Source organism: Phaeobacter sp. JH20_26, assembly GCF_048056275.1.
GTDB classification, from domain to species: Bacteria; Pseudomonadota; Alphaproteobacteria; order Rhodobacterales; family Rhodobacteraceae; genus Phaeobacter; species Phaeobacter bryozoorum.
On the sequence record NZ_JAYMWL010000013.1, the window covers coordinates 1,047,062 to 1,061,314 of the forward strand.

General features: G+C 62.9%; 16 protein-coding genes and 1 tRNA gene. 9 read left to right on the forward strand and 8 right to left on the reverse strand.

Features of this window, described 5'->3' with window-relative positions:
- Positions 1–18 precede the first annotated feature (18 nt).
- From thiC to thiD, 7 genes are read left to right on the forward strand one after another with little or no spacing between them, the layout of a single operon-like run.
- On the forward strand, positions 19–1,833 hold the full coding sequence (gene thiC / locus VWY60_RS10825) for a phosphomethylpyrimidine synthase ThiC (protein ID WP_340545000.1): 1,815 nt from the start codon (positions 19–21) through the stop codon (positions 1,831–1,833).
- Complete coding sequence (locus VWY60_RS10830) at positions 1,830–2,804, forward strand: FAD-dependent oxidoreductase (protein WP_416540459.1); 975 nt, start codon at positions 1,830–1,832, stop codon at positions 2,802–2,804. Before thiC ends, VWY60_RS10830 begins: the two co-directional genes overlap by 4 nt.
- A complete protein-coding gene (gene thiS / locus VWY60_RS10835; RefSeq protein WP_416540460.1) occupies positions 2,773–2,970 on the forward strand; it encodes a sulfur carrier protein ThiS in 198 nt (65 codons plus the stop codon). The genes VWY60_RS10830 and thiS overlap by 32 nt, the downstream gene beginning before the upstream one ends.
- 2 nt (positions 2,971–2,972) lie before the next feature.
- Positions 2,973–3,740, forward strand: coding sequence for a thiazole synthase (locus tag VWY60_RS10840; RefSeq protein ID WP_416540461.1), 768 nt, complete (start codon positions 2,973–2,975; stop codon positions 3,738–3,740).
- A gap of 30 nt (positions 3,741–3,770) precedes the next feature.
- The gene (locus tag VWY60_RS10845) at positions 3,771–4,364 is read left to right on the forward strand and encodes a thiamine phosphate synthase (protein ID WP_416540462.1); all 594 of its coding nucleotides are present in this window, start codon (positions 3,771–3,773) and stop codon (positions 4,362–4,364) included.
- Entirely contained in the window at positions 4,340–5,329 is a 990-nt protein-coding gene (locus VWY60_RS10850; protein WP_416540463.1) for a ThiF family adenylyltransferase, read from the forward strand. The genes VWY60_RS10845 and VWY60_RS10850 overlap by 25 nt, the downstream gene beginning before the upstream one ends.
- The gene (gene thiD / locus VWY60_RS10855) at positions 5,326–6,120 is read left to right on the forward strand and encodes a bifunctional hydroxymethylpyrimidine kinase/phosphomethylpyrimidine kinase (protein WP_416538090.1); all 795 of its coding nucleotides are present in this window, start codon (positions 5,326–5,328) and stop codon (positions 6,118–6,120) included. Before VWY60_RS10850 ends, thiD begins: the two co-directional genes overlap by 4 nt.
- 294 nt (positions 6,121–6,414) lie before the next feature.
- Here the strand turns inward: thiD and VWY60_RS10860 are convergent, their stop codons facing one another.
- From VWY60_RS10860 to VWY60_RS10870, 3 genes are all read right to left on the reverse strand, one after another.
- Positions 6,415–8,349 (reverse strand): methyl-accepting chemotaxis protein, encoded by a 1,935-nt coding sequence (locus VWY60_RS10860; protein WP_416540464.1) that lies wholly within the window; start codon positions 8,347–8,349, stop codon positions 6,415–6,417.
- A gap of 263 nt (positions 8,350–8,612) precedes the next feature.
- Entirely contained in the window at positions 8,613–9,509 is an 897-nt protein-coding gene (gene rpoH, locus VWY60_RS10865; protein ID WP_340544992.1) for an RNA polymerase sigma factor RpoH, read from the reverse strand.
- Between the two features lie 220 nt (positions 9,510–9,729).
- Positions 9,730–10,764, reverse strand: a complete 1,035-nt coding sequence (locus tag VWY60_RS10870) for an RluA family pseudouridine synthase (RefSeq protein WP_416538356.1) — start codon at positions 10,762–10,764, stop codon at positions 9,730–9,732.
- Between VWY60_RS10870 and VWY60_RS10875 the strand changes: the two genes are divergently transcribed.
- Positions 10,763–11,077, forward strand: a complete 315-nt coding sequence (locus VWY60_RS10875) for a DUF6476 family protein (RefSeq protein ID WP_416538355.1) — start codon at positions 10,763–10,765, stop codon at positions 11,075–11,077. The two genes, VWY60_RS10870 and VWY60_RS10875, sit on opposite strands and share 2 nt — an antisense overlap.
- Positions 11,078–11,194: 117 nt before the next feature.
- Here the strand turns inward: VWY60_RS10875 and VWY60_RS10880 are convergent.
- A tRNA-His gene (locus tag VWY60_RS10880) sits at positions 11,195–11,271 on the reverse strand.
- Between the two features lie 204 nt (positions 11,272–11,475).
- On the opposite strand from VWY60_RS10880, the gene VWY60_RS10885 reads away from it, so the two are divergent.
- On the forward strand, positions 11,476–11,664 hold the full coding sequence (locus VWY60_RS10885) for a DUF6324 family protein (protein WP_340544989.1): 189 nt from the start codon (positions 11,476–11,478) through the stop codon (positions 11,662–11,664).
- Between the two features lie 63 nt (positions 11,665–11,727).
- Here VWY60_RS10885 and VWY60_RS10890 read toward each other — a convergent pair whose 3' ends face one another.
- The 4 genes from VWY60_RS10890 to VWY60_RS10905 all read right to left on the reverse strand — a co-directional run bounded on the left by VWY60_RS10890 (position 11,728) and on the right by VWY60_RS10905 (position 14,252).
- Positions 11,728–12,198, reverse strand: coding sequence for an MmcB family DNA repair protein (locus VWY60_RS10890; RefSeq protein ID WP_340544988.1), 471 nt, complete (start codon positions 12,196–12,198; stop codon positions 11,728–11,730).
- A gap of 447 nt (positions 12,199–12,645) precedes the next feature.
- Positions 12,646–12,975 (reverse strand): hypothetical protein, encoded by a 330-nt coding sequence (locus VWY60_RS10895; RefSeq protein ID WP_416534812.1) that lies wholly within the window; start codon positions 12,973–12,975, stop codon positions 12,646–12,648.
- Between the two features lie 237 nt (positions 12,976–13,212).
- Positions 13,213–13,704 carry a transcription antitermination factor NusB gene (gene nusB, locus VWY60_RS10900; protein ID WP_416538353.1) on the reverse strand — a complete coding sequence of 164 codons (492 nt, stop codon included), beginning with the start codon at positions 13,702–13,704 and terminating at the stop codon, positions 13,213–13,215.
- Positions 13,701–14,252 (reverse strand): 6,7-dimethyl-8-ribityllumazine synthase, encoded by a 552-nt coding sequence (locus VWY60_RS10905; RefSeq protein ID WP_340544985.1) that lies wholly within the window; start codon positions 14,250–14,252, stop codon positions 13,701–13,703. The genes nusB and VWY60_RS10905 overlap by 4 nt, the downstream gene beginning before the upstream one ends.
- Position 14,253 lies beyond the last annotated feature (1 nt).

Below are 14,253 nucleotides of genomic sequence, written 5' to 3' on the forward strand. Positions count from 1 at the left end.
GCTTCGAGGAGCACCATAATGAACGTCCCCAACCCAAAGATCACCACAGGTGGCCTGCCCGCATCGCGCAAGATCTACGTTGCAGGCGAGGTCCATCAGGACATCCGCGTGCCGATGCGCGAGATCGCCACCCACCCCACTGCGGGCGAGGCGCCGCTGCCGGTCTATGACAGCTCCGGCCCCTACACCGACCCTGACGTGCTGACCGATATCCGACAGGGCCTGCCCGCCCTGCGCCGCCAGTGGACCCTCGCGCGCGGCGACGTCGAGAGCTATCAGGGCCGCGATGTGAAGCCAGAGGACAACGGTTTTGTCGAGGGCGACCGGCTGGTGCCTGAGTTCCCGGTGAAGCCTGCCCCGCTGCGCGGCAAGGACGGCGCCGCGCCGACCCAGCTGGCCTATGCCCGCGCCGGTATCATCACGCCGGAGATGGAGTTCGTGGCGATCCGCGAAAACCAGCTGCGCGAGCTGTCGCCCTGCCACGGCAAACGCGACGGCAATGACTTTGGCGCCAATATCCCCGACTACGTGACTCCGGAATTCGTTCGCTCCGAAATCGCCGCCGGTCGCGCCATCATCCCGGCCAACATCAACCACCCCGAACTCGAGCCGATGATCATCGGCCGCAATTTCAAGGTGAAGATCAACGCCAATATGGGCACCTCTGCCGTCACCTCCTCGATGGAGGAAGAGGTGGACAAGCTGGTCTGGGCGATCCGCTGGGGTGCTGACACGGTGATGGACCTGTCCACGGGGCGCAACATCCACAACACCCGCGAATGGATCGTGCGCAACTCGCCGGTGCCGATCGGCACCGTGCCGATCTATCAGGCGCTGGAGAAGGTGAACGGCATCGCCGAGGACCTGACCTGGGAAGTGTTCCGCGACACGCTGATCGAGCAGGCGGAACAGGGCGTCGATTACTTCACCATTCATGCGGGTGTGCGGCTGCACATGGTGCCGATGACCGTGAACCGGGTGACGGGGATCGTCTCGCGCGGCGGCTCGATCATGGCGAAGTGGTGCCTGCATCACCACAAGGAAAGCTTCCTCTATGAGCATTTCGAGGAGATCTGCGACATCTGCCGCCAGTATGACGTGAGCTTCTCCTTGGGCGACGGTTTGCGCCCCGGCTCCATCGCCGACGCCAATGACGAGGCGCAGTTTGCCGAGCTGGAAACCCTTGGGGAACTCACCAAGATCGCCTGGGCCAAGGATTGCCAGGTGATGATCGAGGGGCCGGGCCATGTCGCCATGCACAAGATCAAGGAAAACATGGACAAGCAGCTGGAGTGCTGCCACGAGGCGCCGTTCTATACGCTTGGGCCGCTGACCACCGACATCGCGCCGGGCTATGACCACATCACCAGCGGCATCGGGGCGGCGATGATCGGCTGGTTCGGCTGCGCGATGCTGTGCTACGTGACGCCGAAGGAGCACCTGGGCCTGCCTGACCGGGACGACGTGAAAACCGGCGTGATCACCTATAAGATCGCAGCCCATGCCGCCGATCTGGCCAAGGGTCTGCCGGGGGCCCAGCGCCGCGATGATGCGCTCTCCCGCGCGCGGTTTGAGTTCCGCTGGGAGGATCAGTTCAACCTGTCGCTGGACCCGGATACTGCGCGCGAATTCCACGACCAGACTCTGCCGAAACAGGCCCATAAGGTGGCGCATTTCTGCTCCATGTGCGGGCCGAAGTTCTGCTCCATGCGGATCAGCCACGACATCCGCGCCGAAGCGCAGAAGGAAGGCATGGAGGCAATGGCGGCCAAGTTCCGCGAGGGCGGCGAGCTATATGTGCCTGCACCTGAGGCTGCGGAACCGGCGGAATGATCACCATCGCAGGCGCAGGCCTCGCCGGTCTCGCCTGCGCCTATGAGCTGGCGCAGCGCGGGGCCGCCGTGCGGATCTACGAACGCGCGGCTGCGATCGGTGCAGGCAGTGTCGCGCGCTATGCCGGCGGCATGCTCGCCCCCTGGTGCGAACGCGAAAGCGCCGAGGAGGCGGTGATCACCCTCGGTGGCCGCGCCATCGACTGGTGGGCCAAGGTCACGAGCGTCCACAGGCGCGGCACGCTGATGGTGGCGCCTGCCCGCGACCGGGCCGAGCTGACCCGCTTTGCCCGCCGCACCACCGGGCATCGGGGCGTGGACGAGGCCGAGATCGCGACGATGGAGCCGGCGCTGGCGGGGCGGTTTGCGCAGGGGCTGTTCTTTGAGCAGGAGGCACATCTGGACCCGCGACAGGCGATCCGGGATCTGGCGGCTGCGGTCTCTGCCCTTGGCGTTGAGATCTGTCTGGGGGCTGATGCGCCGGGAAGCGTTGATCTGGATTGCCGAGGCATCGCCGCCGCAGGACAGCTAGCAGATCTGCGCCCGGTGCGCGGAGAAATGGCCATTCTGCATTGCCCGGAGGTGAAGATCAGCCGCACGCTGCGGCTGCTGCACCCGAGAATACCGCTGTACCTCGTCCCACGCGGCGACGGGCTGTTCATGATCGGCGGCACCATGGTTGAAAGCACATCAGCGCGCGCGATCACCCTGCGCTCGCTCAGCGAGCTGCTAAATGCTGCCTTCACGCTGCATCCCGGATTTGCCGAGGCCAGCGTTGTGGAAACAGGCGCCGGGCTGCGCCCCGCCTTTGCCGACAATCTGCCCCGCCTTCATCAGGACGGCGGGACGCTATTCCTCAACGGGCTGTACCGCCACGGATTTCTGCTGGCGCCCGCGATGGCGCAGCAGGTGGCGGACCGCCTTAGACCGGAGACATCAGATGAACATCACCGTGAACGCCAAAGCGCATGAGGTGAGCGCCCGGACGCTGGAAGCTGCGCTGCGCGAGCTGGGCTATTTCAGCCCGTCGGTCGCCACCGCGTTGAATGGCGCCTTTGTGGCCCGCACCCGACGCGCTGACACCGAGCTGAACGAGGGCGACCGCATCGAAGTGCTCGCCCCGATGCAGGGGGGATAACGATGCAGATCTATGGAGAAGAGATCACCTCGCGGCTGCTGCTGGGCACCGCCCAATACCCCTCGCCTGTGGTCCTGAGCGAGGCAATCAGGACCAGTGGCAGCGAGATCATCACCGTGTCCCTGCGGCGCGAGACCGCTGATGGCTCCGGCGCGGGATTCTGGGACGGCCTGCGCGATACCGGCTGCCGCATCCTGCCCAATACCGCAGGCTGCCACTCCGTGCAGGAAGCAGTGACCACCGCCCAGATGGCGCGCGAGCTGTTCGGCACGCCCTGGATCAAGCTGGAAGTGATCGGCCATTGCGACACGCTGCAACCGGATGTGTTCGGGCTGGTCGAGGCCGCGCGTACGCTGTCTGACGATGGGTTTCAGGTCTTCCCCTACACCACCGACGATCTGGTGGTCGGAGAGAAACTCCTTGAGGCGGGCTGTGAGGTGCTGATGCCCTGGGGCGCGCCGATCGGATCCGGTCAGGGCTTGCGCAACCCGGATGGCCTGCGCGCGATGCGGGCCTATTTCCCTGAGGTGCCGCTGATCGTGGATGCGGGCATTGGCCGCCCGTCGGATGCGACGCAGGCGATGGAGCTGGGCATGGATGCCGTGCTGCTGAACACCGCTGTGGCCAAGGCCGGGGATCCTGCCGGAATGGCGCACGCCATGGCGCTGGCGATTGAGGCCGGGCGCGCCGGATATCACGCAGACCCGATGGAGCGGCGCGATATGGCGGTGCCCTCCACCCCTGTTCTTGGCCTCGCAGCGCTGAGCTGAGCTGCGCCCCCCTTATTCACGGAGACGACAATGGAGCGTTTTTACCTGATCGTTGGTCATGTCAGCCAATTGGAACTGCTGGTGCCTCATGGCGTGCGACTGGTGCAGCTGCGGCTGAAGGACCTGCCGGAGCCGGAGATCCGCCGCCAGATTGCCCGCGCGCGGGATTTCTGCGCCGTGCATGGCACGCAGCTGGTGGTCAATGACTATTGGCAGGCCGCACTGGATCTGAACTGCAGCTTTGTGCACCTGGGGCAGGAAGACATGGACACGGCCGATTTCGAGGCCCTGCGCCGCAAGGGCGTGCGGTTTGGCTTGTCGACCCATGACGAAGCGGAGCTAGAGCGCGCCCTCGCCCATGGCCCTGGGTATGTGGCGCTTGGTCCGGTTTATGAAACCCTGCTGAAACAGATGAAATGGGCCCCACAGGGGCTTGACCGGGTGCGCCGGTGGAAAGCCATGGCGGGAGACACACCGCTGGTTGCCATTGGCGGGCTGACGCCCGAACGCCTGCCCGGGGTCTTTGCCGCAGGTGCAGACAGCGCTGCCGTGGTGACGGATATCCAGCAGGCCGCCAACCCGGAGGCGCGGACCCTGGAATGGATCCGGGCCTGCGCGAGATGAGCCGCTTTGACCGCCAGACCGCTTTGCCGGAGGTGGGCGCCGAGGGACAGCAGAGGCTGGCCAGCGCCCATATTCTTGTTGTCGGGGCCGGCGGGCTTGGCTGTCCGGTTCTGCAATATCTTACCGGTGCCGGTATTGGCGAAATCACGGTGATGGACGGGGACCGGGTTGAGGCAACCAACCTGCCACGCCAGCCGCTCTATACATATGCGGACGTTGGCCGCTACAAGGTCGAAGCCGCGCGCAGGCGGCTGACCGCAATGGCGCCGGAGCTGCGGCTGCACCCCCATGCACGCGACCTGACACCGGACAATGTCGCCGCTGCGGTCGGCCCCGCCGATCTGGTGATAGATGCTGCCGACAGCTATGCGGTGTCCTACACGCTTTCGGATTGCTGTCAGCCGCTGGGGCGTCCGCTGATCAGCGCGTCGGCACTGGCGCAATCGGGTTATGTCGGCGTCTTTTGCGGGGGCGGCCCCTCGCTACGCGCCGTCTTCCCCGACCCGCCCGACAGGAGCGCCACCTGCGCCAGTGCCGGGATTATGGGGCCGGTTGTCGGGGTGATTGGCGCCCTGCAGGCACAGCTTGCCCTGAAGTTGCTACTGGGCCATCAGCCAACCCCGCTGGGGCGGATGTTCAGCCTCGACTTTGCCGGGCTTCAGATGGGCGGGTTTGATTTCGCCACGGCTGCAGAGCCTGCGCGGTCGCTGCCCTTTATCGGGATGAACAGCGTGACCGCAGCCGATTACGTGATAGAATTGCGCCCGGAGGATGAGGCCGCTGAACCGGCCACGACGACCGCTGTCCACATCCTGCCGGATCGGTTGACGGCGGCTGATCTGCCGACGGACCGCCGGGTTGTGCTTGCCTGTCATAGTGGCCTGCGGGCCTGGCGCAAGGCGGCGGAGCTTGCGCCTGACTTTGACGGAGATCTGGCGCTCTTGGCAGCGGGGCGGCGGCAATGAGCGCGCTGCTGATCATCGCAGGCACCGACAGCAGCGGCGGCGCCGGGCTGACCCGTGATATCGCCGCCGCCACGGCGATGGCCCGCATGATCCCGCAGTTCGCGGCCCGATCGCTGAGCCTGCGACCGGTGGTGACAGCCGTGACCGTGCAGACCAACCAGGCCTTGCAGGAGATCTACCCGACGCCGGTTGACGGTATTCTGGGTCAGATACAGGCCGCTGTTGAGACCGGCCCGATCAGCGCGGTGAAGATCGGCATGGTCGGAAGCGCGGCAGCTGCCGAGGCAATTGCCGCAACTCTGGCGCGGTTGCTCCCGCCGAGTTGTCCGGTTGTGCTGGATCCGGTTCTGCGCAGCAGTTCAGGCGGTCGGCTGATGCACGCCGGTGATCTGGCACCGTTAATGGCCCGCGCCGATCTGATCACCCCCAACTTGCACGAAGCATCGCAGCTATGCCCAGGCTTGCACGGCGCAGTTCCGGGCGGCGGGAGCCGCGTTGACCCGCAGCACTTCGGCATGGCAGCGCAGGCGGGCCAGCTTCACCAGGCGGGCGCCGGAGCGGTTCTGATCAAAGGAGGACATGGGACCGACGCGATGGCAGTGGACCATCTTTTCTGCGACGCCACCCATGTCGCCTTCCCGCGGCCAAGACTGAAACAGACCAAGCGCGGCACCGGCTGCACCCTGGCCACCGCAATCGCAGTCCAGCTGATGGCCGCGCAACAGATCGAGACAGCCTGCCGGGCGGCTGGCGACTATGTGCATGAATGGCTGAAAGAGATCCCAGCCTGATTGGCGCATGGTCGGTTCCCCGCCGCCTGTTTCCGGTGCTCGCTGCCGTGATGTCGGTTTCCAGCCGCAGATTTCTGGAGCGCTTTGAGACTGACATTGGCCGTTGATCGCGACGATCGGCATCCGGCGCCACACCAGGGCCGATGGATCATGGCACTGGAGCACTGGGGAATCGCGGCATCATCGCGGCAGGCCGCCACCCAAACCGCTGGCATGGAAAAACCGCGCCGGGATGGTCCGGCGCGGTCTCTGTCTCGGTCGTTGAAATTCTGGCTTTCAAGGCCCGTTTCCGGGTCAGAAATCCTGCCAGATATCCTTGGCCGCGTTGCCACTGGTGCTGGCTACCGCCGGTGCCGGGGTCGGTTTCACCGCCTCCAGATCCCAGTCATCGCCATGGGCACTGGGCGCCGCCGGTTTGGGGTCATTTCTGGTGACCCGCGACGCCGGGGCCGCTGCTGGGGTCTTGCGGGCAGGTTCCGAGGCCGGTCTGCCCCCCGCCGCGACCCGGAAATGGGCGACCAGCTGGGCCAGCTTGGTGGCATCGGCATTGAGCATGTGTCCGGCGGCGGTGGCCTCTTCGACCATGGCGGCGTTCTGCTGGGTGACCTGGTCAAGCTGGGTCACGCCGGTGTTGATCTCATGCAGACCGGTCGACTGTTCGCTGGCACCGGTTGCGATACCCGAAACCAGTTTCGAGATATGCCCGACCCGCTCCACGATGCTTTGCAGCGCATCGCCGGTTTTGCCCACCAGATCTACGCCCCGCTCCACCTGTTTGGTGCTGTCGCCGATCAGCGTCTTGATCTCCATCGCCGCATCCGAGGACCGCTGCGCCAGGGCGCGCACCTCGCTGGCGACCACGGCAAAGCCCTTGCCCGCCTCGCCGGCCCGCGCGGCCTCGACACCGGCGTTCAGCGCCAGGAGGTTGGTCTGGAAGGCGATGTCGTCAATCACCCCGATGATCTGCGAAATATGGGTCGAGGACTGCTCGATCTCGGTCATTGCGGAGACGGCGCTCTGCACCACGGTGCCACTGGTTTCGGCCTCTTGTTTGGCTTCCTGCATGATGCTTTCGACACTGCGGGCGCCTTCGGCGGCGGATTTCACGCTGGCCGTCATCTCGTCCAGGGCGGCGGCGGTTTCTTCCAGCGTGGCGGCCTGGCTTTCGGTGCGGTTGGACAGGTCGTCGGAGGCCTGGCTGATCTCATTGGCGCCGTTGCGGATGCTTTCGGCGGTATCGATCACCTGGGTCACAGTGGCGCTCAGCGTTTCCGCGGTGCGGTTGAAGTCACGCTGCAGCTGGGCGTAATCCTCCGGCAGGGTCTCGTTGATACGCACGGTCAGATCGCCCTGCGACAGTGCCGCGAGACGGCTGGAGATGATCGACACAACATCGGACCGCTCGGCGTCGCGGGTCTGCTGCTGGCCTTTCAGCACGTCTTGCTCCTGCAGCTTCCCGCGGAATGCCTCCAGCGTTCGGGCCATTTCGCCGATTTCGCTGCGCGCCCGAGTATAGGGTACATCCGTCGCCGTCTCGCCGTCGGCCATCGTGGCCATCCGCGCCTTCAGACCGTTGATCGGGCCAGTAACACTGCGCAGCAGGACCGTCGAGGCAATCACCAGAAGAATCAGGCTGATCGCGAGGGTGGCCATCGCTTCGGTCCGCATCTGGGCAAGATCCGCCCGAATGTCAGAGACATAGGAGCCGGTGCCAATGACCCAGCCCCAGGGTTCAAAGGCCTTCACATAGCCGATTTTCTGCTCTGGAGTGGTCTGACCCGGTTTCTGGAACCAATAGCGGACCGAGCCGGCACCATCAGCTGCGGCAACCTTGCCCAGCTCCTGGAACACCTTGATACCCTTCACGTCTTCGAAGCCGGACCGGTCAGTGCCGACCCAGTCTGGCACCATGGGGTGCGCACGCACGATTAGTTCCTTGTCGAATGCAAAGAGGTAGCCGGAAGTTTCGAAGCGAATTTTCTCGATCACTTCACGGCCCTGAGCGCGCGCCTCCTCGGCTGTCAGCTCACCAGACTGTACCCGCGCCTCAAGATCGGCAAGCAGGCTGATTGAGGTATCGATGATATTGCTGAGCTCACGGTCGCGCATGGCATAGGCGTTGTCGACTGCGCGTGACAGCAGCAGGACGGTCAGCAGCACAGAGAGCGCGAGTGCCATCGCCACCACAGCGTAGATACGGATGGGAAGACGAAAGAATATGGACGGCATCGGTTACTTGGTCCTTTGAGGAATTACATCCCCGAACACTAGGACCGGCGCCCCTAACAAAGCGTTAGGCAAAGACCCAAAATCGCAGGCTTCACGCCATTATTGCATAGAATTTCAATCTCTTATCTTAAGAGTTTGGAAACCTTCGCCCGCCTCGGGCCACAGCTGGTCGCGGCGGCGCTGTGGCGCCCCTCGCGGCACAGGAAAAACGGCCCCGCAAAGGGGGCCGTTTAATCTGCGATTCGCGGACCGCTCCGGACGGGTCAGCTCACCGGCAACATGCCCTTCTCGGACGCCAGCTCGCGCATCTTCTTTTGAAGTTTCTCGAAGGCGCGCACCTCGATCTGGCGGATACGCTCGCGGCTGACGCCATATTGCGTGCTGAGGTCCTCCAGCGTTTTCGCCTGATCGGCCAGTCGGCGCTGCGTCAGAATATCCTTCTCGCGATCGTTGAGCACATCCAGCGCATTGGCGAGAAGCTCGCGGCGGGCCTCAAGCTCATCGCGCGCCTCGTAGTCGCCGGCCTGATCGGCATCCTCATCCTCCAACCAGTCCTGCCACTGCATCGTGCCTTCGCCCTCGCTGCCGACGGTGGCATTGAGAGAGGCATCGCCGCCGGACATCCGCCGGTTCATCGAAATCACCTCCGTCTCGGTCACGCCGAGGTCGGTGGCGATCTTCTTGACGGTGTCGGGGTGCAGGTCACCCTCCTCCAGCGCGCCGATACGGGCCTTGGCCTTGCGCAGATTGAAGAACAGCTTCTTCTGCGCCGAGGTGGTGCCGAGTTTCACCAGCGACCAGGACCGCAGGATATATTCCTGGATCGAGGCGCGGATCCACCACATGGCATAGGTCGCCAGGCGAAAGCCCTTTTCGGGATCAAAGCGTTTGACCGCCTGCATCAAACCGACATTGGCTTCGGAGATCACCTCGGCCTGCGGCAGACCATAGCCGCGATAGCCCATGGCAATTTTCGCCGCCAGACGCAGGTGCGATGTCACCATCTTATGGGCCGAGGCACTGTCCTGCTCTTCGACCCAGCGCTTGGCCAGCATATATTCCTCTTCCGGTTCCAACAGCGGGAACTTGCGGATTTCCTGAAGGTACCGGTTCAGCCCGCCTTCGGGTGTCGGTGCGGGCAGATTTGCATAATTTGCCATTCTTTGTGTCCCTCCCAATGTATAAGGACTTAACATCTCGTCATATGGGTTAACGCACAGCCCCGTTCAAGAGTTGCCAAGTTTATCTCTTATAGGAATCATAAGAAAAGCGGTCTGTGACGAAGTTCACAGCAAGTTGCAGACCATCGACCCGCCGCAACGCGCGGCGGGACCTCGGTTTTTCTGCAATAAATCAGGAGCTCGCTGGTCGCAGGCGTGACTATTCCGCGGGCGTTGCCAACATTTGCAGCAGATCTGTCATATCTTCTGGTACCGGCGCTTCAAATCGCATGTCGTCACCGGTGACAGGATGGACAAAGCCCAGAACCGCAGCATGCAGTGCCTGACGCGGGAATGACTGGATGGCCGCCGCAGTGGCCTCGGGCAGCGATTTTGCGGCAAGTTTGCGCTTGCCGCCATAGACCGGATCGCCGACCAGCCCATGGCCTGCATGGGCCATATGCACCCGGATCTGATGGGTGCGGCCGGTTTCCAGCCAGCATTCGATCAGCGCCACCACCGGCGGCGTGCCGTAGCTGTCGACGATACGGGCGCGGGTGACAGCATGGCGGCCGCCCTGGAACAGCACCGCCTGCCGCTGCCGGTCGGTTCTATGGCGCGCGAGTTGTGTGGTCAGTTTGAGGATATTGCCAGGTTCAAAGCTCGTCCCCTTTACCCCGCGCAGGCGCGGATCATTGGCATCCGGCACACCATAACAGATAGCGCGGTAATAGCGTTCGACCGTATGTTTCTCGAATTGAGCGGCCAAACCCTGATGGGCGACATCGGATTTCGCGACCACCAGCAGCCCGCTGGTCTCCTTGTCGATGCGGTGCACGATGCCGGGGCGTTTGACGCCACCAACGCCGGAGAGGTTATCGCCGCAATGGTGCAGCAATGCGTTGACCAGCGTGCCCGATGGTGTTCCGGGGGCGGGATGGACAACCATGCCTGCGGGTTTGTTGACAACGATCAGATCGTCATCCTCATAGATCACCTCAAGCGGGATATCCTCGGGGCCGATGTGGCTGTCCTCGGCCTCTTCCACGGTGATCTCGATCAGCGCACCTTCCTCGATCTTGGCCTTGGGGTCGGTCACGACCGTGCCATTGACCTGCAGCTGCCCTGCCTCGATCAGCCGCGCCAGACGGGTGCGCGACAGGGTGGCTTCCTCTGGCACATCACGCGAAACCGCTTTATCAAGCCGTTTAGGCGGGTTTTCCGCGATGACAAACTCGATCCGGCGGCGGGCCATGACACATCCTTCTGAGACAGATATTCAAAGTGAACCGCCCCAGCTGGTGTTCCTGCGGCGGATGGTGACCACATTGACGGTGATCATGATTTGCGGGTTCTTAGTGGTTCTGACCCTGCTTGTCATCCGTTTGTCTGCGTCAGGTCCAAAGCTGCCCGAAACGGTGACGCTGCCAGCGGGGGTCAGCGCGCGCGCCGTGACCTTTGGCGACGGCTGGATTGCTGTGGTCACCGATGGGGATGAGATCCTGATCTTGAACAATCTGAGCGGCGCAATCGAGCAACGCGTGGCGATCCAACCGGTCAGCGACTGATCTTCACCGGCTCGTTCATGTAAGCTGACACAGGGTAAGCTGCTGAATTACCGACATGAAAACAGGCAATCGTGCCTCTGGCGGTCCGATGTGGTCATATCAATATCAGCTGAAGGGTGGTACCACCTCCCCGGCTCGAACGGGGGACCTCCTGATCCACAATCAGGCGCTCTAACCAACTGAGCTAAGGCGGCACTGAGGGCGATTTAATACAGGGGCGATGAGAGCGCAAGAGGCAAGCGGCAAGTTTTTTACCCCGAATGTGAAGAGATTTGCCGTCACGCTTGCGATCTTCTGCCCCGCCCGCGAGGTCCATCTGGAAGCCGCGAGTGCTTGCCATTACAGTGGCAGCAGGCTAGCAGAACCCGTCACCGCAAGCCCCATGACAGGAGTGCCGCATGAGCATCAACACCGAGCGCGACATCGAAGCCAATATGCAGATCGGCCCCACCGACGCAGGCATGGTCCGCATCTTCATCGAAGCCGACGGGATCGAAATCCCGATGGATTTTGATCCGGATGAGGCCAATGAAATCGCCGAAGAAATCATGGCCGCAGCCCAGGCAGCGCGCAGCCTCGATACCTGAGCCTCACGAACACCCGGCGGCGGGCTGACGCGCCCGCCCTGCCAACCGACGCGCCGCCAGCAATCAGGCGCCGCGCGCCGCGCTGTCCCATATCCCATCCATCCCCGGTCGCGGGTCGCGCAGCCGGTGCAGGCGGCTGGCGGCGTCCATTGCGAATTTCTGGATCAGCTTCTTGCGACGGGCGGCGGGCAGTTTCTGTTCCGGCGCCATGCGGATGATCTCGGCGTCATAGTCATCGGCGATGATCAAACCGCTGTCGTCAGGCAACAGCTCATTCGGAAACGCCAGATCCACCGCCCAGAAATAGCGATCGCACCATTCAAGATAGCCCCGCCATTTGCTGTCGGATTGATAGTCGGCGCGGCTGGATTTGCATTCGACCACCCATAGCTCACCCTTGGGGCCAAGCGCCATGACATCGACCCGCAGACCACGGGCGGGAACGAATTCTTCGACCGTGACAAAACCAAGCGCCGCCATATGGCGGGCCACACCACGCGCGAGGCGCTGACCGGGGGCAAGATCTTGCATCATGGGGTCAATGTGAACAATTCATGAACAAATGGCAAGACCATGGCGCAGGCACCTTGCAAACGCACTGGTCAGATATTGTATCAAGACAGCCTGCGGCCATGCCACATCCGCCACGGTGAGAGGGCCATGTCGAAAAGACGGCGGACGCCCCTTGTCTCTGCCTGCCCCGACGCCTAGTTAGAACGGAGGCGGGTTCTGCCCTTCTCGTGACAGGTAGCATTCCAGTGGCCTTAAGCAATTCCGAGGGAGCTGGCTCTGTTTGGACCCTGGTCCTTTTACCTGGCGCCCACCTGTACATACAGGTCCTCGGGAATCATAACCGCACGGTTGCCTGGTGGTCCCGCCGCATTCCACCACTGTTCTGGCTGACAAAAGAAAAGCCGCGCCTGAGGGGCACGGCTGACTGACGGCTTGCTGGTCTGGACGTTTTGTGTCCAGATCTGCGGATCAGCGGCGCGGCAGCTGCCGAGAGGCTTTCTTGGCCGGAACGCGCACCGGGACCATCTCAGAGTGCATATCGGGGGTGATCCGCATCCCGCCGCGCGGGGTGTCTTCTTTCTGCGCCAGCGACATCACCGCATAGCCGAACTGCACCCCGGCAAAAACGATACCGTTCATGAACCACAGGATCGCAACCGCCAGAACGCCACTGTCCGATGTGCTGACCAGATGCCAGAGGTTCATCACGTTGAACCACAACAGCAGCCCGACAAAAGCTGCGGCAATGGCAAAGCCGATCACCACGTTGCGAATATAAAGACTCACCAGCTTTGGCATGACATACCCTCCTGCTTCGGCCAAAACGGTAGCACTCTTTGCGACATGGTCCAGCGGCAATTGCCGGATCGGCGGGATGTGACGCATGTCGACCAGCATTTTACGGCAGTGTGCCGGCAGCCCGGCGGCAGACGAAAAAAGCGCGCCCATCGGGCACGCTTCTCGATCCTCGTTGCGCCACAGCAGCTGGCGCCTGTCGCAAGCCCCGGTCAGAAGGCCCCAGTCAGATTGCCCTGGTTAGAAGGCTTCGGGGCATGCCTCACGCGCCATATGGTCCAGAACGGCATTCACGAATTTCGGCTCCTTGCCCTCTGGAAAGAAGGCCCGCGCGATGTCCACGAACTCATTGATCACCACCTTGGGCGGTGTCTTGCCTGCCAGCATCTCAGAACCCGCGGCCCGGAACAGGGCGCGCAGCGTCGGGTCGATCCGTGCAATCGGCCATTTGGCCACCAGTGCGCGGTCCGTCATCTGGTCGATCTTGGCCTGATTATTGACTGCGCCCTCGATCAGCTTGCGAAAGCTTTTCGGATCGCCCTCTGCCATCTCATCGCCTTCGTAGACCGCCCCAAAACGGTGGTCCTCAAATTCGACGATGACCTTGTCGAAAGACAGGTTGCTATGTTCCATCTGAAACAGCGCCTGCACGGCATAGAGCCGGGACGCTGATTTCATTTTATGCTTGTCGCTGCCCTTGCGAGCGGCGCCCTGGCTTTCCGAAGTGGTCATACGGTGGTGGGTCCATTGTCTGAGTCGGCCAGTCTGATGGCCTCGGAAGGGGCTTTGAAGCCGACTCCCTTGGTTTGGGCGCCCCATTTACGCGTCAGCGCGATCAGATGCAAGGCCGCAGCCGCAGCACCGCCACCTTTGTTCTGATCGTTCACATCGGCGCGGACCTCCGCCTGCTTGCGGTTTTCCACCGTCAGGATGCCATTGCCGATGCACAGCCCCTGTAGCCCCATCAACTGAATCGCGCGGCTGCTGTCGTTGCAGACGGTTTCATAATGGGTTGTTTCGCCACGGATCACGCAGCCCAGAGCCACGTAGCCGTCGAAGTTAGAGCTGCGGTCGGCAATCGCGATCGCGGTCGGCACCTCCAGCGCACCCGGCACTTCGATCAGTTCGCAGGTGCCGCCGACGGCTTCGATCTCGGCCTGGGCGCCGGCCACCAGATTGTCGGCGATATCCTTGTAATAAGGCGCGACCACGATCAGCAGCTTGACCGGTTTGTCGAATGTCGGACGGTCCAGCGTATAGTGAGTTTCATGTGCAGCCATA